At 69.1% G+C, this 21014-nt stretch carries 18 protein-coding genes and 1 tRNA gene; 12 read left to right on the top strand and 7 right to left on the bottom strand.

Annotated features, from left to right (window positions below; all coding sequences use genetic code 11):
- Positions 1-123: 123 nt before the first annotated feature.
- The 3 genes from I0C86_RS34435 to I0C86_RS34445 form a co-directional block, all read right to left on the bottom strand.
- Entirely contained in the window at positions 124-1293 is a 1170-nt protein-coding gene (locus tag I0C86_RS34435) for an SIS domain-containing protein (protein ID WP_230395267.1), read from the bottom strand.
- On the bottom strand, positions 1275-2576 hold the full coding sequence (locus I0C86_RS34440) for a D-tagatose-bisphosphate aldolase, class II, non-catalytic subunit (RefSeq protein WP_196205491.1): 1302 nt from the start codon (positions 2574-2576) through the stop codon (positions 1275-1277). The genes I0C86_RS34435 and I0C86_RS34440 overlap by 19 nt, the downstream gene beginning before the upstream one ends.
- 245 nt (positions 2577-2821) lie before the next feature.
- Positions 2822-3589, bottom strand: a complete 768-nt coding sequence (locus I0C86_RS34445; RefSeq protein WP_196205492.1) for a GntR family transcriptional regulator — start codon at positions 3587-3589, stop codon at positions 2822-2824.
- Between the two features lie 427 nt (positions 3590-4016).
- Here I0C86_RS34445 and I0C86_RS34450 point away from each other — a divergent pair, with 427 nt between their 5' ends.
- Entirely contained in the window at positions 4017-6092 is a 2076-nt protein-coding gene (locus I0C86_RS34450) for a glycoside hydrolase family 36 protein (protein ID WP_196205493.1), read from the top strand.
- A 158-nt stretch (positions 6093-6250) separates the two neighbouring features.
- Here I0C86_RS34450 and I0C86_RS34455 read toward each other — a convergent pair.
- Positions 6251-6323: transfer RNA gene (locus tag I0C86_RS34455), tRNA-Leu, on the bottom strand.
- An 85-nt stretch (positions 6324-6408) separates the two neighbouring features.
- On the opposite strand from I0C86_RS34455, the gene I0C86_RS34460 reads away from it, so the two are divergent.
- From I0C86_RS34460 to polA, 11 genes are all read left to right on the top strand, one after another.
- The gene (locus tag I0C86_RS34460) at positions 6409-7026 is read left to right on the top strand and encodes an ANTAR domain-containing response regulator (protein ID WP_196205494.1); all 618 of its coding nucleotides are present in this window, start codon (positions 6409-6411) and stop codon (positions 7024-7026) included.
- A gap of 73 nt (positions 7027-7099) precedes the next feature.
- Positions 7100-8326 carry a beta propeller repeat protein gene (locus tag I0C86_RS34465; protein ID WP_196205495.1) on the top strand — a complete coding sequence of 409 codons (1227 nt, stop codon included), beginning with the start codon at positions 7100-7102 and terminating at the stop codon, positions 8324-8326.
- A 276-nt stretch (positions 8327-8602) separates the two neighbouring features.
- Complete coding sequence (locus I0C86_RS34470; RefSeq protein ID WP_196205496.1) at positions 8603-9766, top strand: branched-chain amino acid ABC transporter substrate-binding protein; 1164 nt, start codon at positions 8603-8605, stop codon at positions 9764-9766.
- Between the two features lie 100 nt (positions 9767-9866).
- A complete protein-coding gene (locus I0C86_RS34475; RefSeq protein WP_196205497.1) occupies positions 9867-10817 on the top strand; it encodes a branched-chain amino acid ABC transporter permease in 951 nt (316 codons plus the stop codon).
- Positions 10814-11923 carry a branched-chain amino acid ABC transporter permease gene (locus I0C86_RS34480; RefSeq protein ID WP_196205498.1) on the top strand — a complete coding sequence of 370 codons (1110 nt, stop codon included), beginning with the start codon at positions 10814-10816 and terminating at the stop codon, positions 11921-11923. The genes I0C86_RS34475 and I0C86_RS34480 overlap by 4 nt, the downstream gene beginning before the upstream one ends.
- 109 nt (positions 11924-12032) lie before the next feature.
- Positions 12033-12818: an ABC transporter ATP-binding protein gene (locus I0C86_RS34485; RefSeq protein ID WP_196205524.1), complete on the top strand. Its 786-nt coding sequence runs from the start codon at positions 12033-12035 to the stop codon at positions 12816-12818.
- Complete coding sequence (locus I0C86_RS34490) at positions 12808-13518, top strand: ABC transporter ATP-binding protein (protein WP_196205499.1); 711 nt, start codon at positions 12808-12810, stop codon at positions 13516-13518. The genes I0C86_RS34485 and I0C86_RS34490 overlap by 11 nt, the downstream gene beginning before the upstream one ends.
- 32 nt (positions 13519-13550) lie before the next feature.
- Entirely contained in the window at positions 13551-14462 is a 912-nt protein-coding gene (locus I0C86_RS34495; RefSeq protein WP_196205500.1) for an ABC transporter substrate-binding protein, read from the top strand.
- Positions 14463-14468: 6 nt separating this feature from the next.
- Complete coding sequence (locus tag I0C86_RS34500; protein ID WP_196205501.1) at positions 14469-15503, top strand: amino acid ABC transporter permease; 1035 nt, start codon at positions 14469-14471, stop codon at positions 15501-15503.
- Positions 15500-16315 (top strand): amino acid ABC transporter ATP-binding protein, encoded by an 816-nt coding sequence (locus tag I0C86_RS34505; RefSeq protein WP_323374019.1) that lies wholly within the window; start codon positions 15500-15502, stop codon positions 16313-16315. Before I0C86_RS34500 ends, I0C86_RS34505 begins: the two co-directional genes overlap by 4 nt.
- Positions 16316-16410: 95 nt before the next feature.
- Positions 16411-19098, top strand: coding sequence for a DNA polymerase I (gene polA / locus I0C86_RS34510; RefSeq protein WP_196205502.1), 2688 nt, complete (start codon positions 16411-16413; stop codon positions 19096-19098).
- A 56-nt stretch (positions 19099-19154) separates the two neighbouring features.
- Here polA and I0C86_RS34515 read toward each other — a convergent pair whose 3' ends face one another.
- The 3 genes from I0C86_RS34515 to I0C86_RS34525 form a co-directional block, all read right to left on the bottom strand.
- Positions 19155-19589, bottom strand: coding sequence for a DUF3140 domain-containing protein (locus tag I0C86_RS34515; RefSeq protein ID WP_196205503.1), 435 nt, complete (start codon positions 19587-19589; stop codon positions 19155-19157).
- Positions 19582-19794, bottom strand: a complete 213-nt coding sequence (locus tag I0C86_RS34520) for a hypervirulence associated TUDOR domain-containing protein (RefSeq protein ID WP_196205504.1) — start codon at positions 19792-19794, stop codon at positions 19582-19584. The genes I0C86_RS34515 and I0C86_RS34520 overlap by 8 nt, the downstream gene beginning before the upstream one ends.
- A gap of 62 nt (positions 19795-19856) precedes the next feature.
- Positions 19857-20693: a class I SAM-dependent methyltransferase gene (locus tag I0C86_RS34525; protein WP_196205505.1), complete on the bottom strand. Its 837-nt coding sequence runs from the start codon at positions 20691-20693 to the stop codon at positions 19857-19859.
- Positions 20694-21014: the final 321 nt, after the last annotated feature.

Here is a 21014-nt window from a genome sequence, read left to right on the forward strand (position 1 = left end):
ATCATGTCGTCGATCTTCACGTACAGTGCGGTCAAGAGGGTGTCCAGGTCTTGCGTCACAACATGATCTTGGATGCCCTCTCCTCATGCCCGGACATCGACCCCAGACTTCGGAACTACTCGTCTAGCGGCGCAGGGGGTGCATGATGGCGCCCTGGACGACCCGGTTGACCTCTCCACCGGGGAAGGGGTTGTCGGGTGTGCGCCCGAGCGCCAGGGAGAAGTGCAGGCCGATCAGCTGCGCGCAGATCACGGCGGGCAGCGCCAGCGCGGCGTCGTCGACGTCCGCCATACCGGGCAGGGTCCAGGCATTCTCCCTGGCGGGTTGTCCGGCGTGGGCGCTGACGGTGACGAGGTTCCGCTCCGGGATGACCCGCAGCAGCTCGGCCACCATGTCGCGGTCGTACTGGCTGGTGTACGGGTCGTTGGACTCGTAGCTCACGACCAGGGTCTGGTCGTTGAGCACGGATTTCGGCCCGTGTCGGAAGCCCAGGGCGGACTCGGCCAGGGCCACCGCGCGGCCGGCGGTCAGCTCCAGGACCTTCAGTGCGGATTCCCGGGCCAGGCCGTGCAGGGTGCCGCTGCCGAGGTAGACGATCCGGGAGTAGCCGCGGGCGGCGAGGTCGGCCGCCGCGGCCGACCGGGTGGCCAGGATCTGCTCGGCCGAGGTGGCCAGCCGCTCCACCAGACCCTCTTCCGGCCCGCCGAGGGTCAGCAGGCCGGCCAGCACCATGCCGGTGAAGCTGGACGTCATCGCGAAGCCCCGGTCGTTGGCCGCCTCGGGCAGCAGCAACACCTGCAGGGTGGACCGGTCGGTGTCCTGGCGGGCGAGTCGGCCCTGCTCGTTGCAGGTCACCACCAGGTGCCGGCAGTCGGTCAGCACCTGGGTGGCCAACTGGGTCGCCGTGACGCTTTCCGGGCTGTTACCGGAGCGGGCGAACGACACCAGCAGCGTCGGGACGTCCTCGGCGAAGCAGGCCAGCGGGTCGGCGACGATATCGGTGGTGGCGACGGCGTCCACCCGGCGACCCAGCCGACGGCGCAGCGACGGCGCCAGCACCTCGCCGACGTACGCGGAGGTGCCCGCCCCGGTGAGGACGATGCGCAGGTCGGGCCGTTCGAGCAGCGGCTTCAGGAACGCGGCCGTGGTCGCACCCGACTTCGCCGTCATCCGGTCGATCTCGCGCCACACGGCCGGTTGCTGCGCGATCTCGCGGCTGGTGTCGACGGCGCGGCGACGGCGCAGGTAGTCGGGGTCGTGGCCGAGGAGGGTGTTCATGCTGCCCGCTGCCATTGCGATCGGGTGGCCGCGTGGCGGTAGCCGCGCAGGACGTCGCGGACGCGGTCGAGGACGAACTCGACGGGATGATCGCCGAGGATGCCGTCGCGGACCCGCTGGTACTGGTCGGGCAGGTACTGGCTGAGCAGCGGCAGCGGGATGTTCCGGTCGGAAAGGTTGGCCAGCAGGCGCCGCTCGGCGGCCTGGATCTCCGGGTCCGGCCAGTAGTAGCGCATCCGGTCGCTGTAGCTGTACCGCCGGGCCAGGCGCTGCTCGGCGGCGTCGCCGGTGTAGTACTTCGCCCACTGCCCGGGCTCGGCGCGCATCCGCCGCTCGACCACCTCTGGCAGGCTTGAGCGGTCGTGCTCCGCAACGAGTTCGGCCTCGATCGCGGCCAGCGCGAACAGCGCCTCCCGGAGCGCGAAGGTCAGGCCGGGCCCGACCTTGAGCACCGCCCAGTGATCCTCGACCAGGGCGGCGAGCCGCGCGACGGTCTGGTAGTCCGTGGAGTGCGCCTCGAAGACCATCGTCGGCTCGTCGTCGAGGACCCGTTGCAGGTCCTTGGTACGGCTCCGGTCGTAGTCCACGACCTGGAGGTGGTCGAACTCGACGCCCGGCTGCACGACCAGGGCGATCACCTGCGGCCACACGTGCTCGAGGCCCTGCTCGGCGAAGGCCGCCCGGTGCCGGGCCAGGGTGGCCCGGGCCGAGTCGGCGGTGGTGGGTTGGAGTTCCTCGATCGTCTCCTCCGCGCCGCCGGGAACCGGGACCTCGGTACCGATGACGTACCGGAGTTCCCCGGTGCGTCCCGTCGCGGCCGCGGTCTTCTCGGCGACCGCGAGCATCCGGGCGGCACGGGCGGCCATCACCTCGTCGGTCAGCGGTGTCCGGTCGTCCGCGCAGGGGTAGCTGCAGTCCAGGTGGATCTTGGTGAAGCCGGCCTCGACGTACGCCGCCACGAGCACGTCGGCATGTGCCATGGCCTGCTCCGCCGGCAACGAACGCCACCGGTTCGGACCCAGGTGGTCGCCGCCGAGCACGATCCGCTCCCGAGGCAGTCCGGCCCGGTCGGCGGCCCGGTACACCAGGTCGCGGAAGTCCGCCGGTCGCATACCGGTATAGCCACCGGTCTGGTCTACCTGGTTCGAGGTCGCCTCGATCAACACCAGGTCGCCGTCTTCCCGGGCCTGGGCCATCGCGGCCTGAAGGACCAGCGGATGAGCGGAGCAGATCGATGTCACACCGATCGGTTCTCCGCGTTTGTGCAGGGCGACGACGGTGTCGAGCGGGTTACTCACCGGGCGGGTCCTCCTCGTTTCGAAGTTGGTAATGGACCCTACTGGTATTCCTGTTGGCCGGCTACCGTCTGTCTGGTATGTAATCTGGTATACCTCAGGGCGGGCCGGATCCGGCCAGCGCAGACGGGAACCGCCGGCGCCCTCGGCGGGCACGCGGTGCGGTAGGCGATCAACGGAAACCGCCCGAGGCGGTGCCGGGACCAGCGTCGATCAGTTCGTCGGCGCGGTACGCGGGCAGCCGCCGATCAGGGTCGATTGGTGATGGAGGCCCGGAAGCGGTAGCGGTCGCCCCGGTAGACCTGGATGGTCAGCTCGATCGGGCGGTCTGCCTGGTTGAAGGTCAGCTGGGTCGCGACGAGCATCGGCATGGTGTCGCTGATCTGGAACAGTTCGATCTCTCGTGGCGTCGGATGGCGGGCTTCGCACGAGTAGTCGGCAACGCGCAGCAGCTGTGGCGGGTTCGCCGCGCGCAGGGTGGCGTACAGCGAGGCGGTGTTGAAGTCGGTCTCGGCCAGGGCCGGGCAGGCCGCCAACGGGAGCCTGTTGTGCTCGAGCACGACCAGCAGGTCGTCGAGGAAGCGCAACCGGTGGAGTTCGAACAGGTCGGCTCCGGGGGCTATCCGGAGGGCTTCGGCCTCGGACACCGTCGCCGGGCGAACCGCGGCGGAGAGAACCCGGGTGCTCGGCGTCAGACCGTTGACGCGGGCGAAGTCGGCGAGGCCCTGCACCTGGGGCGCCGCCGCCGTGGACGCCGTCGACGGGTCGGGAAGCTGGTCGAGGCTGGCGACGAACCAACCGCGCGACGACGACGGTCGCACGATGCCCCGGGACTCCAGTTCGGCGAGGGCGGCGCGCAGCGTCACGCGTGAGACGGCGTACCTGGTCGCCAGTGCTCGCTCGGAGGGCAGCCGGTCACCGGCGCGGGCACCGGTCGCCCGCAGGTCGTCGATCAGCTGCGCGGCGGTGCGCTCGTACAGCGGGAGCGCGTCGTCGGCGAACAGACCACGGGGCATCCGCGTCCTCGCAAGAGTCATACCAGTCGACCATACCAGTTCAATCGATTTCTCAGACCCGTCGCCCGTAGGCGTCCCGCCGCCTCGGCCTGGCCAACGGTGACCAAACCAGAAATTGCCAGGAACCGGCCGTTGACAAGCCAAGAGTATACCACTTACGTTCATCGAGCAGACCAGCCCGGAGTGAACGGGGGGTGCTCTATGGAAGAGCTTCTGCTCGACCTCGTCGTCGGCAGTGTGCCGGGTCGACAGTTGGTATCCCTCTGGTCTGCACCGTGCATCCACTGGTGATCGGAGCGGCGGCGTCGCGGTCCTTCGACGATGACGCCCCACGTTCGAGGTGGCTCGATCTTGATGATCTACAGCGACGAGCGAACGGCGTGGCCTGGTCGTCAGAGCTGCGCAACGAGCCCGAGAGGGGTTTGAGATGACCGACATGAAGCGGCGGACCGTACTGAGGTTGGCGCTGGGGGGTGCCGGCCTGGCCGCCATTCCCGCCGTGACCGCGGGTTCGGGTGCCACAGCCGCGGCCGCCGCACCGAGCCGTGATCCCGATGTGGTCGGAGTCGGCGACACCTCCATCACCGTGGAGTTCGACGACAAACTGCGCAGCCGGGTGGCCCTGAAGGACGTCAACGTCACGCGCTTCGACGCCAGCGAAACCCTGCTGTTGCGCGATACGACGATCGACGAGTTCGCCTACCGGGGACACGAGACCCGCAAGACCAAACATTCCCGGCACGGCGCAGGCGTCCAGGTGACGATCCGGGGCGACTCCGGGACCGGCGTGCGGAAGACGGTGGAGCTGACGTCCTTCCAGCGCCTGGCCGGGATGATCGTGATGAGGGTGACCTACACCAACATGTCCGGTGCCGAGCTGAAGGTCACCGGGTGGCGCAGCGGAGCCCACGAGCTTCTGAAGAGGCCCGGCGGCTTCTACACCTTCTCGGGTACCACCTATGAGGACCGTCGTGACTGGGTGCAGCCGGTGACGGACGGGTTCGACCAGAAGAACTCGCTGGGGATGGACGCCTCCGACTACGGCGGCGGCACGCCGATGGCGTCGGTCTGGCGTCCGGGCGCGGGCCTGTCCGTCGGGCACGTCGAACCCGTGGCGAAGATCCTGCGGCTACCGGTTCGCCAGACGGCCAACGGGGCGAGCATCGCCGTCGAGGGCGACACCCACCGCACCCTGAAGCCGGGCGAGCGGCTGACCACCGAAACCACGTTCCTGACAGCTCACCCGGGCGACCACTTCGTGCCGCTCCAGCGCTACCGCGACTACCTGGGTGACGAGGGCCTGCGCGCCCCGAGGACACCGAAATCGGCCTTCGAACCCATCTGGTGCGCCTGGGGATACGAGCGCGACTTCACCGTCGAACAGGTCATCGGGACGCTGCCCAAGGCGCGCGAGATCGGCCTCACCTGGGCTGGGCTCGACGACGGCTGGCAGACCAACGAGGGCGACTGGGACCTCAACCCTCAGAAGTTCCCGCGCGGCGAAGCGGACATGCGGGCGTTCACCAAGCAGATCCGGGACGCCGGCCTGCGGCCGCGTCTGTGGTGGGCCCCGCTGGCGGCGGATCCCGGGAGCAACCTGTTCAAGGCACGCCCCGACATGCTCCTGCTGGACCGCGACGGCAAGATGCAGGAAGTGACCTGGTGGGACGCCTACACACTGTGCCCGGCGTACCAGCCGACTGTGGACTACTTCGTCCGGCAGGTGAAGAGGTTCATCCGGGACTGGGGGTACGAGGGGCTCAAGATCGACGGTCAGCACCTCAACGGGGTCACCCCCTGCTACAACCCGGCGCACGGGCACGCCCGCCCCGAAGAATCGACCGAGGGACTGGCGCGGTTCTGGAAGGCGGTGTACGAGGCCGCGCACGAGGCGAACCGCAACGCGGTCGTCGAACTCTGCCCCTGCGGGACCGCCTTCGCCTTCCACAACCTGCCCTACATCGACCAGTACCCGAGCTCGGACCCCACCTCGTCGTACCAGGTCCGGACCAAGGGCAAGACGATGAAGGCGCTGATGGGTCAGGGCGGCAGTTACGCCGGCGACCATGTCGAACTGAGCGACGGCGGCGACGACTTCGCGTCCAGCTACGGCGTGGGAGCCGTCCTGTCGACCAAATTCACCTATCCGGCGGGCCCCGACAACGAGACCCTGCTCACTCCGGAAAAGGACGCTCTCTGGCGCAGGTGGGTGAACCTCTACAAGGAGAACATGCTGCCCACCGGCGAGTACCGGGGCGAGCTGTACGACGTCGGCTTCGACAAGCCCGAGGCGCACGTCGTGGCCAAGGGCGGAACCCTGCACTACGCCTTCTACGCCGACAAGTGGGACGGGGCCGTCGAGTTGCGCGGTCTGGGCCGGGCCAGGTACCGCCTGACCGACCCGTTCAACGGCGTCTCCCTGGGCACCGTGGACGCGAGGCACAACACCGTGCGGCTGACCTTCGAGAAGTTCCAGCTCATCGTGGCCGAGCCCATCGACTGACCTGATTGTGGCGTGATGTCCGGGCCGCGAGGTCTCCGGTGGAGGGTTTACCGACCAGGAGGAACCCGAATTCCGGAGGCCTCGCGGCCGTCGGCGGAGAAGATGGGTCCGACGGGTACGCCGTCGCGGCCTGGCGAGGTCGGTTCCCGTGCTGGCGGTGCCCCCGGTGGGATTCGAACCCACACTGTCGATCTTTTGAGAATCGCGCCTCTGCCGTTGGGCTACAGGGGCCTAGCGTCGATAAGACTACCCACTACGCTGAGGGCGGCGACACCCGGCTGGGCAGGTGTCGGAAAGTTCTTGGGGGTAGGGGCTCGTGGCCGACATTCAGGCTGGTGCCGAGCGTAGGCGGGTGTTGATTGCTGAGGACGAGGCGCTCATCCGGCTGGACCTGGCCGAAATGCTGGTCGAGGAGGGCTACGACGTCGTGGGGGAGGCGGGTGACGGCGAGACCGCCGTGCGCCTGGCCGAGGAGTTGAAGCCCGATCTCGTCATCCTCGACATCAAGATGCCCATCATGGATGGGTTGGCCGCGGCGGAGCGGATCGCCGGTGGTCGGATCGCGCCGGTCGTCATCCTCACCGCGTTCAGCCAGCGGGACCTGGTGGAGCGGGCGCGGGCGGCCGGGGCGATGGCGTACCTCGTGAAGCCGTTCCAGAAGAGCGACCTGGTGCCGGCGATCGAGATCGCGCTGTCGCGCTACTCCGAGATCGCGGCGCTGGAGGCCGAGGTGGCCGGGCTCACCGACCGGCTGGAGATCCGCAAGACGGTGGAGCGGGCCAAGGGCGCCCTGATGACCACGTACGGGATGACCGAGCCGCAGGCGTTCAAGTGGATCCAGCGCACCGCGATGGATCACCGGATGACGATGCGCGAGGTGGCCGAGCGGATTCTGGCCGAGGGGACCGGCACCGAGCCGGCCGAGGCGGGCTGACCCGGCGGAGCCATCCTGCGGTTGGTGTGCCGGAGGTCACCGTTGTGGGCTTCGTCTCCGTACGATCGGCTTCATGTTTCGCGGGCTACGGGTCGGGGCGCTGGTCGCCGTGCTGGCGGCACTGTCGCTGGCCGGTGGCTGTCGTGAGCCGGCGCGCGGCGGCGATCAGGCCGCGGGTGACCCGGTCGACCGGCGTGGCCCGGTCGACCGGCGCGACCCGGTCGATCCGAGCTGGGTCCCGCTGACCCTGCCCGCTCCGGGCGGCGGCGCCGAACGGCTGATGGTGCGGGACGTGGCGAGCTGCGTCGACCGGTGGTTCCTGGTCGGCGGGGCGGTGGCGGCCGACGGTACCGAGCGTCCGGCGGCCTGGTGGAGCGCCGACGGCCGATCCTGGCAGTCACTTGCCGTACGCGCCGACAGCTTCTACGGGCAACGCGCCGTCCTGTACTCGGCCGCCTGCCGGGACGGGCGGCTGGCCGCGCTCGGTGCCCGCGCCGGGGGAGTGCACGGCAATCCGAGGGTGACCGGATGGCGGCGTACCGGGAACGGGTCGCTGGCCGAGGTGCCCGCGCCCTTCGAGCTGTACGGCGGGCCGACGGCGGCGAGTGTCGCCCGGGTGGCCGTCGGCCCGTCCGGCTGGTTGACCGTGGGGAACCGGATCAGCGGCGCCGCCGTCTGGGTGGCGAGTGACCCGGCCGCCTTCGAGATCGTCGAGGCGGCTCCCGAGCTGGCCAGCGACGCCGCCGGGCGGACCTGGGCGTTCGACGCCACCGCCGGGCCGGATGGCTGGCTGGTCGTCGGCGCTGTCGGCCGGACCGGGCGGGTCGAGCGGGATCCGGTGGCCTGGGTCTCCCGCGACGGCCGGGGCTGGCAGCGGCAGGAGGTGCCGGGCAGCCCCGGGTACGACGAACTTCAGCGGGTCGCGGTGGTCGACGGTCACCGGATCGCGGTCGGGCCACGTGGTACGACGTTCGGGGCGTGGCGGGACGACGGTTCCGGTTGGGTGGTCGCCGGGCGGTTCGGCAGCACTGCCGGTGGTGGCGCAGCCACGGTCTCCGCCCTCGTGGCGATCGACGGACAGCTCGTCGCGGCGGTTTCCAACGGGACGACGCAGCACCTGTGGGTCTCCGAGGACGCGGGCGGATCGTGGCGTTCGCTGCGCGGTCCGGTCCCGGAGATGCCGGCCGGGGCGTTCCGCTCCGTGACGCTCGGTGTCCAGGATCACCGTCTGGTGCTCGCCCTGGACGACGGAAGCCGCAGCACCCTCTGGTCGACCGGAACGCCGGGGTCCACCCGCTGAGATCGGTGGCCAGGGTGTTGCGGACGGGGTTCGGTGGCCGGCTGCTCCTGATGGCCACCGCTGTCCGGTTCGGTCTTACAGTTGGCGCAGTGGATCAGCCACGCCTTGTAACGTTTAGGTCAACCCCCTGCTGCGGGTCTATCGGCGCTGGCGATCGGTGGGATAACGTCCGGCCCCAGACCGCGACAACGGTCCGGTTCAACATCCCCGCGATACCCGGCAAGAGCCAATTAGCGGCGGGTGGTTTGAACCCCTGGACGGAGGAGGGTTCGGGCCTTGAGGCAGAGAATCGCACGCACAATCGGCGGCGTTGCCCTGGTGGCGCTCGTCGCTAGCGGAGCGGCGTGCTCCGGCAGCGGCGGCGATGATGGTGCCGCCGGGGGCGAGGCTTGTGGTAGCAAGATCGCCTTTTTTGGCGCACTGACGGGCAGCTCGGCAGCGCTCGGTATTAATGAGAACAACGGGGTGAAGCTCGCGGTCGACAAGTACAACAAGGCCAACCCCGACTGCAAGGTCGAGCAGGTGGAGCTCGACTCGCAGGGCAGCCCGGACCAGGCGCCCCAGCTGGCGCAGCAGGCCATCGACGACGAGAAGATCCTGGGCCTCGTCGGCCCGGCCTACTCCGGCGAGTCCGAGGCGGCCAACCCGTTCTTCTCCGATGCCGGCCTGGTGCACATCACGCCGTCCGCGACCAACCCGACCCTGGCCCAGCAGAAGTGGAAGACGTTCTTCCGCGCGGTCGGCAACGACCTGACCCAGGGTCCGGCGGCCGGTAAGTACATCAAGGACGTGTTGAAGGCCGAGAAGGTCTACGTCATCGACGACCAGTCCGCCTACGGAGTGGGTCTGGCCGACGAGGTCAAGAAGCTCCTCGGTGCTGCGGTCGTCGGCAGCGACAAGGTGCAGGGCGAGGGGAAGCAGACGGACTTCTCGGCCAGCGTCACCAAGGTCAAGAGCTCCGGCGCGACGGTCCTCTTCTACGGTGGCTACTACCAGGAGGCCGGCCTGATCCGTAAGCAGCTCACCGGTGCTGGCGTCACCGCCACGCTGGTCGCTGGGGACGGCGTCAACGACCCCGCCTACATCGCCAGCGCGGGCCAGACGGCCGCCGAGGGCACCATTCTGACCTGCCCGTGCCAGCCGGCCGCCAAGGCCAAGGGCAACTTCGCTGCCGACTACCAGGCGCTCAACGGCGTCGCCCCGGGTACCTACAGCGACAGCGCCTACGACGCGGCGAACATCCTGCTCGCGGGCATCAAGGCCGGCAAGACGACCCGCGAGGGGCTGCTGGAGTTCGTGAAGGGCTACACCGGCGAGGGCGTCGCGGCGACCTACAAGTTCACCGAGACCGGTGAGCTGGACCCGGCGCAGGTCAAGATCTGGGCGTACAAGGTCACGGGTGGTCAGGTCGTGCCGGACCAGGAGATTCCGAAGTCCTGACCTGCTCGTCTGTAGCAGTTGATTGATCTCGGGTGCGACCGGGAGCAAGTCCCGGTCGCACCCGAAGTCGTCCTTCAGCCCAAACCGGGAGCACCCTTCCTTGGACTTCAACGGACTGTTCTCCAATTTCGGGGAACTCACTACAACGGGCCTGACCCAGGGCGCCATCTATGCCCTCGTCGCGCTCGGGTACACGCTGGTCTACGGCGTGTTGAAGCTGATCAACTTCGCCCACTCCGAGGTCTTCATCGCCGGCGCGTTCGCGGCGATCTGGACCTGGAGCGCCCTCGGTCTCAACCAGGACTCCGTGGTCAACGGCGTTGGTTCGATCATCATGTACCTGGGCGTCGCGATGGTGGTGGCGGCGCTCGCCTCGGCGGTGACCGCGAGCGTGATCGAGCGGGTGGCCTACCGGCCCCTGCGTAAGCGCAACGCGCCGCCGCTGGCCTTCCTGATCACGGCCATCGGCGCCTCCATCGCCATCTCCGAGCTGTTCGGCATCTGGACCGACCGGCGGCCGGAGGGCGTGCCGAACCTGATCAGCATCAAGCCGCTGTTCACCATCGCCGGAACGCCGATCAGGCCCATCGAGCTGCTGATCGTCGGCTCCGCGCTGGTCATGATGGTGGGGCTCGACATCTTCATCAACCGCACCCGGTTCGGTCGCGGCATCCGGGCGGTGGCCCAGGACCCGAACACGGCGGCCCTGATGGGCGTCAACAAGGACCGGATCATCCTGCTGGTCTTCATCGCCGGTGGCGCCATGGCCGGCGTCGCCGGCCTGCTGTACGACATCCGGATCGGCGCGCTGAGCTACAGCGTCGGCTTCCTGCTGGGCCTCAAGGCGTTCACCGCCGCGGTGCTCGGCGGCATCGGCAACCTGCGCGGCGCGCTGCTGGGCGGGCTGCTGCTCGGTCTGGTGGAGAACTACGCGTCGGGCCTGATCGGTTCGCAGTGGAAGGACTTCGCCGCGTTCGCGGTTCTCGTCGTCCTGCTGATGTTCCGGCCGACCGGACTGCTTGGCGAGTCACTGGGGAGGGCGCGGGCATGAGCGGTGCTGCAGAACGGATTCGTAGCGACTGGCGGTCGGTCGGCGAGCGGTGGCGCCGGGCCCCGAAGTGGATGCGGTGGGCCGTACTGGCGGCCGTGGTCCTCTTCTTCTACGCCCTGCCGAACAAGGAGTTCTACCAGTACCTGGGGCCGATCCCGACGACCGGGTCCAACTTCGGCCAGGTGCTCTTCACGGTCTCCATCTACGTGCTGTTGGCGGTCGGACTCAACATCGTGGTCGGCTTCGCCGGCCTGTTGGACCTCGGCTACTTCGGCTTCTTTGCGGTCGGCGCGTACACGGTGGCGGTGTTGACCTCACCGAGCAGCGACCTGAAGACCCACTGGCCGTGGCTGGCCGTGGTGCCGCTGGCCGTCGCACTGACGATGATCTCCGGCATCTCCCTCGGTACGCCGACACTGCGGCTCCGCGGTGACTACCTGGCGATCGTCACGCTCGGCTTCGCCGAGATGATCCGGATCGCGGCGACCAGCTCGACGTTCCTCAAGGGACAGCGGGGTTTCAACCAGATCCCGCATCCGCCCGGCGAGTACGCCGACGGCAAGCCGGTCTTCGGGGTGCTCGACGCACGCCCGTACTACTGGCTGGTGCTGACCCTGATCATCCTGGTGGTGTTCGGCGTGCGGAACCTGACCCGTAGCCGGGTCGGCCGGGCCTGGGTGTCGATCCGAGAGGACGAGGACGCGGCCCAGTTGATGGGTGTGCCCACGTTCAAGTTCAAGCTCTGGGCGTTCGCCGCCGGAGCCGCGATCGGCGGTCTGGCCGGGGCGTTGTACGCCGGCAAGGTGAACTTCGTCAACTCGCAGAACTTCGAGCTGCTCAACTCGATCATCATTCTGGCCGCGGTGATCCTCGGCGGCTCCGGCAACATCGTCGGGGCGATCGTCGGCGGTGGCCTGGTGGCGTACCTGATCGAGCGGTTCCGGGGCATCGAACTGTTCGGTTGGGAGTTGTACGAGTTCCGTTTCCTGTTCTTCGGAGTCGTCCTCGTGGTCATGATGATCTTCAGGCCGGAGGGCCTGATCCCGAACCGACGACGAGCGGCCGAGTTCAAGGACCGTCGCAAGGAGGTGAGCGTCGGTGGCTGAAACCGGACGCAAGCCGGCGGTACCGGCGCAGCCGGCCCCGGGCGGAACCGAGTCGCAGCCGACCGCTGCGGCCAGCCCGGAGACGGTACCGAGCCCGGCGGGGCAGCCGGTGGCGGGCACCCGTGAACCGCTGCTGGAGGTCGACAACGTCACCCTGCGCTTCGGTGGTGTGGTCGCGCTCGACCAGGTGAACTTCACTCTCTACAAGGGAGAGATCCTGGGGCTGATCGGCCCGAACGGGGCCGGCAAGACCACCTGCTTCAACGCGATGACCGGCATCTACCAGCCGACCGAGGGCGAGATCCGGTTCCGAGGATCGCAGCTCAGCGGCAAGAAGCGGCACCAGATCACGAAACTGGGCATGGCCCGGACGTTCCAGAACATCCGGCTCTTCCCGGAGATGACCGCGCTGGAGAACGTCCAGGTCGGCGCGGACACGCACCACAAGACGAGTGTGATCTCCGCGCTCTTCCGGCTTCCCCGGCACTGGCGGGAGGAGCGGGAGGGCCGGGAGAAGGCCGAGCAGCTCCTGGAGTTCGTCGGCATCCGGAACCGGATCGACGAGGTGGCCCGCAACCTGTCGTACGGCGAGCAACGCCGCCTGGAGATCGCCCGGGCGCTGGCCACCGATCCGGTGCTGCTCTGCCTGGACGAGCCGGCGGCCGGCTTCAACCCGGCGGAGAAGGAGGAGCTGCTCCAGCTCATCCGGCAGATCCGCGACCGGGGCGTGACCGTGCTGTTGATCGAGCACGACATGCGCCTGGTGATGGGTGTCACCGACCGGATCGTCGTGCTGGAGTTCGGTAAGAAGATCGCCGAAGGGCTCCCCGCCGACGTGCGCGAGGACCCACGGGTGATCGCCGCATACCTGGGGGTGCCGGAAGATGCTGCTTGAGATCGAGGACGTGAGCCTGCTCTACGGGCGGATCCAGGCACTGCACGGCATCAGCCTGACGGTCGACGAGGGCGAGATCGTCGCGCTGATCGGCGCGAACGGCGCCGGCAAGTCGACGACGATGCGGGCGATCTCCGGGATCCGTCCGGTCGCCACCGGTCGGATCAGGTTCGCCGGGCAGGACATCACGAAGATGCGGCCGGACCTGCGGGTCCGGCTCGGGCTCTGCCAGGCGCCGGAGGGCCGGGGGATCTTCCCGGGCATGTCGGTGCTGGAGAACCTGGACATGGGTGCCTACACCCGACGGGACCGGGCCGGCGTGGCCGCGGACCTGGCCCGGGTGCTGGAACTCTTTCCCCGGCTCGCCGAGCGGGCGAAGCAGCCGGGCGGCACGCTCTCCGGCGGCGAGCAGCAGATGCTGGCGGTCGGTCGGGCGCTGATGAGCCGGCCGAAGCTGCTGCTGCTCGACGAGCCGTCGATGGGGCTGGCGCCGATGTTGATCCAGCAGATCTTTTCGATCATCACCGAAATCAACCAACAAGGCACCACGATCCTGTTGGTCGAACAGAACGCCCAACAGGCGCTGGCCCGGGCACACCGGGCGTACGTGCTGGAAACCGGTCGGATCGTCAAGTCCGGAATCGGCGCCGAGCTGCTGCACGACCCCGCGGTGAAAGAGGCCTATCTGGGTGTGGCCTAACCTGTGGCTGGCTCAGTTATGAGGAGGAGTGCATGTTCAACGTCAATAGCGGTAGCCGGCGGGCCGTCTTCGGCATCGCCGGTGCGGCCCTGCTGAGCCTGACCCTCGCCGCCTGCGGCGAGCAGGACGACGGCAGGGACCAGCGGGGTGCCGGCCCGACGGTCTCGGCGGACGCGGACTCGGCGCTCGCGGCGAAGGTGCCGGACGCGATCAAGTCGGACGGCAAGATCGTCGTCGGCACCGACTCGTCGTACGCCCCGGCCGAGTTCCTCGACCCGGACGGCAAGACCGTGGTCGGCTTCGACGTCGAGCTGTTCACCGCGGTCGCGGCGAAGCTCGGCCTGAAGGCGGAGTTCGTCTCGGCGAACTTCGGCGACATCATCACCGGCGTCAACACCAGCAAGTACGAGGTCGGCGTCTCGTCGTTCACCATCAACGACGAGCGCAAGGGCCAGGCCAACATGGTGAGCTACTACCAGGTCGGCACGCAGTGGGTGACCAAGAAGGGCAACGCGGCGGGGGTCACGATCGACAACGCCTGCGGCAAGAAGATCGCCGTGCAGAAGGACACCGTCCAGGTCGACGACATCACGGCCCGGTCGAAGACGTGCACCGACGGCGGCAAGCCGGCGATCAAGATCGAGCAGTTCCCGGGCCAGGACGCGGCGACCGCTGCCGTGGTCTCCGGCAAGGACGACGCGATGCTCGCCGACTACCCGGTCGGGGTGTACGCCGTCACCCAGTCCAACGGCCAGCTCGAACTGCTGGACAAGATGTACGACGCGGCTCCGTACGGCTACGTGGTCGCCAAGGACCAGACGGCGTTCGCCGAGGCGGTGCGGGACGCGACGAAGGCGCTGATCGCCGACGGCTCGTACAAGTCGGTCCTGGACAAGTGGAAGGTCGGCGACGGTGCGATCACCGATCCGGCCGTCAACCCGTGAGATGAGATGAGCACCGAGGAAGCCACGACCGTACGGGCACGGCCGGAACCGATCAAGGCCGTGCCCGTACGGCATCCCGGCCGTTGGGTGACCATAGCGGTACTCGCCGTCCTGACGGCGATGTTCCTGCACGTCCTGCTGACGAACGACGCGTTCCAGTGGTCGTTCATGATCGACAACATGTTCCGGCCGCCGATCATCAACGGGCTGGTCCAGGGCACCGTGCTGATGACGGTCAGCGCGATGGTGATCGGCGTGGGGCTCGGGGTCGCGATCGCGGTGATGCGGCTGTCGACCAACCCGATCCTGCGGACGGTCTCCTGGCTCTACACCTGGTTCTTCCGGGCGGTGCCCCGGCTGGTGCTGCTGGCCGTGTTCGGCAACATCGGCATCCTGTGGAGCCGGCTCGAGTTCGGGGTGCCCTTCGACACCCAGATCGGGCAGCTCTTCGGCATCGACGGCATGGAGCTGCGGCTCTTCGGCTTCGACTCCCGGGACGTCCTGACCGGGTTCATGGCCGGTCTGCTCGGTCTGGCGCTCTCCGAGGCCGCCTACATGGCGGAGATCGTCCGTGCCGGTATCCAGTCGGTGGACCCGGGGCAGGGTGAGGCGGCCGGCGCGCTGGGGATGAGTCGGGGTCAGACGCTGCGCCGGGTGGTGCTGCCGCAGGCGATGCGGATGATCATCCCGCCGACCGGCAACGAGACCATCGCGATGCTCAAGGACACCTCGCTGCTGATGTACGTACCGGTCAGCATGGAGCTGTTCTTCCAGCTCGACGCGGTCGGCAAGCGGACCTTCCAGATCTTCCCGATGTATGTCGCCGCCTGCCTGTGGTATCTCCTGCTCAGCAGCATCCTGCTGATCGGCCAGTACTTCCTGGAACGGCACTTCGGCAAGGGGTACGGCCAGACCGAGCGGGCCCGGTTCCGGCTGCGTAACCTCGCCGCCGAGACCGGCGGCGGTGCCGCCGGGGCGGGTGGGACCGTGGGCGGAACTCCTGACGGAACGGGTAGCGGGACGGGAGGAACGCCGGGATGACCGGAGCGACTATTCCGGAGCAGGCCACGCCGCCGGAGGCCGAGGCCGACGCCACCGTGATGGTCCGGGCGGAGAACGTGCACAAGTCGTCCGGCCACCTGGAGGTGCTGCGCGGCGTCGACCTGGAGGTGCGGGCCGGCGAGGTGTGCTGCGTGCTGGGGCCGTCGGGCTCGGGCAAGTCGACCTTCCTGCGCTGCATCAACCACCTGGAGAAGATCGACGGTGGCCGGATCTGGGTCGACGACGAACTGGTCGGCTACCGGGAACGCGGCGGCAGGCTGCACGAGCTGCGTGAGAAGGAGGTCGCCGCGCAGCGCCGGTCGATCGGCATGGTGTTCCAGCGGTTCAACCTCTTTCCGCACATGACCGCGCTGGAGAACGTGATCGAGGCGCCGATCCGGGTGCGCCGGGAGTCGCGTGCCGAGGCCCGCAAGCGCGGCACCGACCTGCTGGAGCGGGTCGGCCTGGCAGACAAGGTCAACACGTATCCGGGCAAGCTCTCGGGAGGTCAGCAGCAGCGGGTGGCGATCGCCCGGGCGCTGGCCATGCGGCCGAAGGTGATGCTCTTCGACGAGCCGACCAGTGCCCTCGACCCGGAGCTCGTCGGCGAGGTGCTGGACGTGATGAAGGACCTTGCCCGGGACGGCATGACCATGATCGTGGTGACCCACGAGATCGGGTTCGCCCGTGAGGTGGGTGACTCGCTGGTCTTCATGGATGGCGGCGTGGTGGTCGAGTCCGGCCTCCCCCGCGAGGTGATCGCCAACCCCAAGCACGAGCGCACCCGCGCGTTCCTCGCCAAGGTGCTGTAAGGAAGGGCCCCTTCATAGCGCTTTTCGCATAGGAAGGGGCCCCTCTTAACTCCCGAGCCCGGAGCTGTCGGGGGTGCGGACTAGAGTCGCCTATCGTGACAGCCTCGACGCCGCGCCTGCTCCTGCTCGACGGTCATTCCCTGGCTTACCGGGCGTTCTTCGCCCTGCCGGTGGAAAACTTCTCCACCACGACCGGGCAGCCGACCAACGCGGTCTACGGCTTCACCTCGATGCTGATCAACATGCTGCGCGACGAGCAGCCGACGCACATCGTGGTGGCCTTCGACGTCTCCCGGCGGTCGTTCCGGACCGAGCGCTACGCGGAGTACAAGGCGGGACGCTCGGAGACCCCGACCGACTTCCACGGGCAGGTCAGCCTGGTCAAGGAGGTGCTGGCCGCGCTCCGGGTGCCGGTGGTGGAGAAGGAGGGCTACGAGGCCGACGATGTGCTGGCCACGCTCGCCTGCCGGGGCCGCGACGCCGGAATGGACGTGTTGATCTCCACAGGTGACCGCGACGCCTTCCAACTCGTCGACGACCGGATCACCGTTCTCTATCCGCGCAAGGGCGTCTCCGACCTGGCCCGGATGGATCCGGCCGCGATCAGCGAGCGCTACGGGGTCGCTCCGGACCGCTACCGCGACCTCGCCGCGCTGGTCGGCGAGACCAGCGACAACCTGCCGGGCGTGCCGGGTGTCGGGCCCAAGACCGCCGCAAAGTGGATCAATTTGTACGGCGGCGTCGAGGGCGTGGTGGCCCGGGCCGACGAGATCAAGGGCAAGGCGGGAGAGAGCCTGCGGGAACGGCTCTCGGACGTGATCCGCAACTACGAGATCAACTGCCTGGTCGCCGATCTGGAGTTGCCGCTGCGGGTCGAGGACGCCCGCTGGGCGGGCTGGGACCGCGAGGCGGTACACCAGGTCTTCGACACGCTCCAGTTCCGGATCCTGCGGGACCGGCTCTACCAGTACCTGGACGCGGTGCAGCCGGAGGCCGAGGCCGGCTTCGACCTGGCCGGCAGGGTCCTGCCCGGCGGCGAGGTGGCGGCCTGGCTGGGCGGCCACGCGCCCTCCGGCGTTCCGGCCGGCGTCGCCGTGGCCGGCACGTTCGGCCGGGGGACGGGTTCGTTGACCGGCGTCGCCCTGGCCACCGCGACCGGCGAGGCCGCCTGGTTCGATCCGGCCGCCCTGGACGAGACCGACGAGGCTGCGGTGGCCGCCTGGCTGGCCGATCCGGACCGGCCCAAGGTGCTGCACGACAGCAAACCGGCACTGCTGGCGTTCGCCGCGCACGGCTGGACGCTGCGTGGCGTGGTCCGGGACACCGCGCTGGCCGCCTACCTGGCCCGGCCCGACCAGCGGTCCTACGACCTGACCGACCTGGCGCTGCGCTACCTGCACCGGGAACTGCGGATCGACGTGCCCGAGACCGGCCAGCTCGCCTTCGACGGGTTGGGCAACGACGGTGAGATCGAAAAGAACCTGATGCTGCGGGCCCGGGCCACCCTGGACCTGGCCGACGCCATCGACGCCGAGCTGTCCCGGGACGGCGAGTTGTCGACCCGGTTGCTCGGCGGGGTGGAGCAGCCGCTGGTCGAGGTGCTCGGGGCGATGGAACGGATCGGCATCGCCGCCGACACCGACTACCTGTCCGAGCTGGAGGCGCACTTCGCCGGCGAGGTCAAGGCGGTGGCCCAGGCGGCGTACGGGGTGATCGGCCGGGAGTTCAACCTCGGCTCGCCCAAGCAGTTGCAGGAGATCCTCTTCACCGAGCTCGGCCTGCCCAAGACCAAGAAGATCAAGACTGGCTACACCACCGACGCCGACGCCCTGCAGTGGCTGTACGCGCAGCAACCGCATCCGCTGCTGGAGCACCTGCTCCGGCACCGTGACGTGGCCCGGCTCAAGTCCACCGTCGACGGCCTGCTCAAGTCGGTCTCCGACGACGCGCGGATCCACACCACCTTCCACCAGACCGTGGCCGCGACCGGCCGGCTCTCCTCGACCGACCCCAATCTGCAGAACATCCCGATCCGTACCGAGGAGGGACGGCGGATCCGCCGGGCCTTCGTGGTGGGGCGGGACTTCGACTGCCTGCTCACCGCCGACTACAGCCAGATCGAGATGCGGATCATGGCCCATCTCTCCGCCGACGAGGCGTTGATCGAGGCCTTCAACTCCGGAGCCGACTTCCACGCCGCCACCGCCTCGTCGGTCTTCGGGGTGCCGCTCACCGGGGTCACCCCGGACCACCGGCGCAAGATCAAGGCGATGAACTACGGCCTGGCGTACGGGCTTAGCGCGTTCGGTCTCGGCCAGCAGCTCGGCATCGGGGCAGACGAGGCACGGGCCCTGATGGAGGAGTACTTCACCCGGTTCGGCGGCGTCCGGGACTACCTCCAGACGGTGGTGAAGAAGGCGGTGCTGGACGGGTACACCGAGACCATCCTCGGCCGTCGCCGCTACCTGCCCGACCTGGTAAGCGACAACCGGCAGCGTCGGGAGATGGCCGAGCGGATGGCGCTCAACGCGCCGATCCAGGGCTCGGCCGCCGACATCATCAAGGTGGCGATGCTGCACGTCGACACCGCGCTACGCGATTCCGGGCTGCGGTCCCGGATGCTCCTCCAGGTGCACGACGAACTGGTCTTCGAGGTGGCGCCCGGCGAGCGGCCCGAGCTCGAGGCGTTGGTCCGCCGGGAGATGGGCGGTGCCTATCCGCTGGCGGTGCCGCTGGAGGTCTCGGTCGGCGTCGGCTCGGACTGGAACAGCGCCGATCACTGACCCCGGGCAGGGGCGCCGCCGGGGGCCTCCCCGTCAGCGCCGCCGGGCACCCCTCGTCAGCGCCGCCGGTTCCGCCCCGAGGACCGTTCGGCGTCCTGATGCCGTTGCAGGGCCTTGCGGGAGGGGCCGCCGGGCGGCGGAAGAGGTTCCTTCAGCGGATCATGGCCCCAGTTCATCAGGGAGTGGCGCCACCGGGTGTTGCGTACGTCGCCGGACGGCCGCTGGGCCATGTGCCGCCGTACGTACCCGACGACCTTGCGCATGTGCGCCATGTCGCGCTCGGTGAACTGGTTCATCCGCTTGCGCAACAGGTCGATGATCCGGCGGCCCGACTCGTGCCCGACCGACTCGCCACCGCCCTTGTGCTGCCCCGCCGACTTCGAGTCGTCGGTGGCCAGCCACCTGCCGAGTTCGCCGGGGTTCATGTTGACGGCGTCCTTGAACTCCCGGACCGGGTCGCGGTCTCCACCGCCGTCACTCCGGCTACTCACCGTGGAGCACTTCCGGCCTGTGTACCGCGTCCCGTCCCTCGTCGGTGCGGACCCGGTACCGCGGGTTCTCCTTCGATGTGGCGGCGGTGCGCTTTCCGGCGTACGTCCGTTCGGTGATCTCCTCCTGGACCGTGCCGCGTGCGGTGGAGCCGTGACTGCGCCAGCTCACCCGGTCGCCCCTGTGCAGCTTCCTCCGCTCGGCCATGTGCCGCGTCTACCCGACCGGGGCAGTGCGAAACCGCTGCGGCCGGCCGTGCGGCCAGCCGGCTAGGCGGACACGCTGTCCGGTTTGTCGCAGACGAAGATGGCGGTGCCGGGAAAGATCCGGCCGCGCAGCGGGCTCCACTGCCCCCAGATCTGCTCGTGCCCGGCCGGCCACTCCGGCTCGAGGACGTCCCGCAGGACGAAGCCGGCGCCGACGATCTCGCGTACCCGGTCGCCGAGGGTGCGGTGCTGCTCGACGTAGCTCGGTACGCCGGCGGCGTCCTGCTCGACGTACGGCCGGCGGTCGAAGTACGAGTGGGTGGCCGTCAGCCCGCCCTCGCCCGGATCGTCGAGGAAGATCCAGCGCATCGGGTGGGTGACCGAGAAGACCCACCGGCCGCCGGGACGCAGCACCCGGAACACCTCGCGCAGCGCCGCCGCGGAGTCCGCGACGAACGGGATCGCGCCGAACGCCGTACAGACGATGTCGAAGACGTTTTTTCCGAACGGCAGCGCCAGGGCGTCCGACTGGACCAGCGGCACGCGTACCCCGGAGGTGGTGGCGGCGAGCGCGGCGTGCCGCAACATCCCGGCGGACAGGTCCAGCCCGACCGGACGGGCGCCCTGGGTGGCCAGCCAGCGGGCCGCCGAGGCGGCGCCGCAGCCGAGTTCGAGCACCCGGCGGTCGCGCAGCTCGCCGAGCAGGTGGGCATCGGCCTCGCGTAGTCCCTCCGGGCACCACACGAAGTCCACCTCGCCGAGGAACCGGCCGTGCTCGGCCTGGTAGTTGTCGGCGTCGGCATCCCACCACCGGCGGTTGGCCCACCGGCTCTCCCGGTCGCTGACCCGGCGGCGGAGCACTCCGGGCGCGTCGTCGTCCGGCCGGGTGTCATCATTCACGGGGTCACGCTAGTGCCCGGGGCCCGGCCGCGTCGCCCGCAGGCCGACCGGCGCGCGGGCGACGAGCAGCGCTGTCGTCACGAGGGCTATCCGGGCGTCGGACGGAAGCTCTTCCCGAGCAGTGGACGGCGGATCTCATCACGTGCTGGGAGGGCTTGCATGCTGTGGTAATGCGCACGGTAAGCTGTTCGATGCGCTCGCGGATCGTGTGCCTCGGCAGGGAGCAGGTCCGCGGTCGTCGGATGCACCGAAGGATCGGGACCACCGATCGGCCGGTGTGACCGGCGGCGGATCCGGGGGCGTAAACGGGTCACCGCGACA

The sequence above is a fragment of the Plantactinospora alkalitolerans genome (assembly GCF_015690345.1).
Classification (GTDB): Bacteria; Actinomycetota; Actinomycetes; order Mycobacteriales; family Micromonosporaceae; genus Plantactinospora; species Plantactinospora alkalitolerans.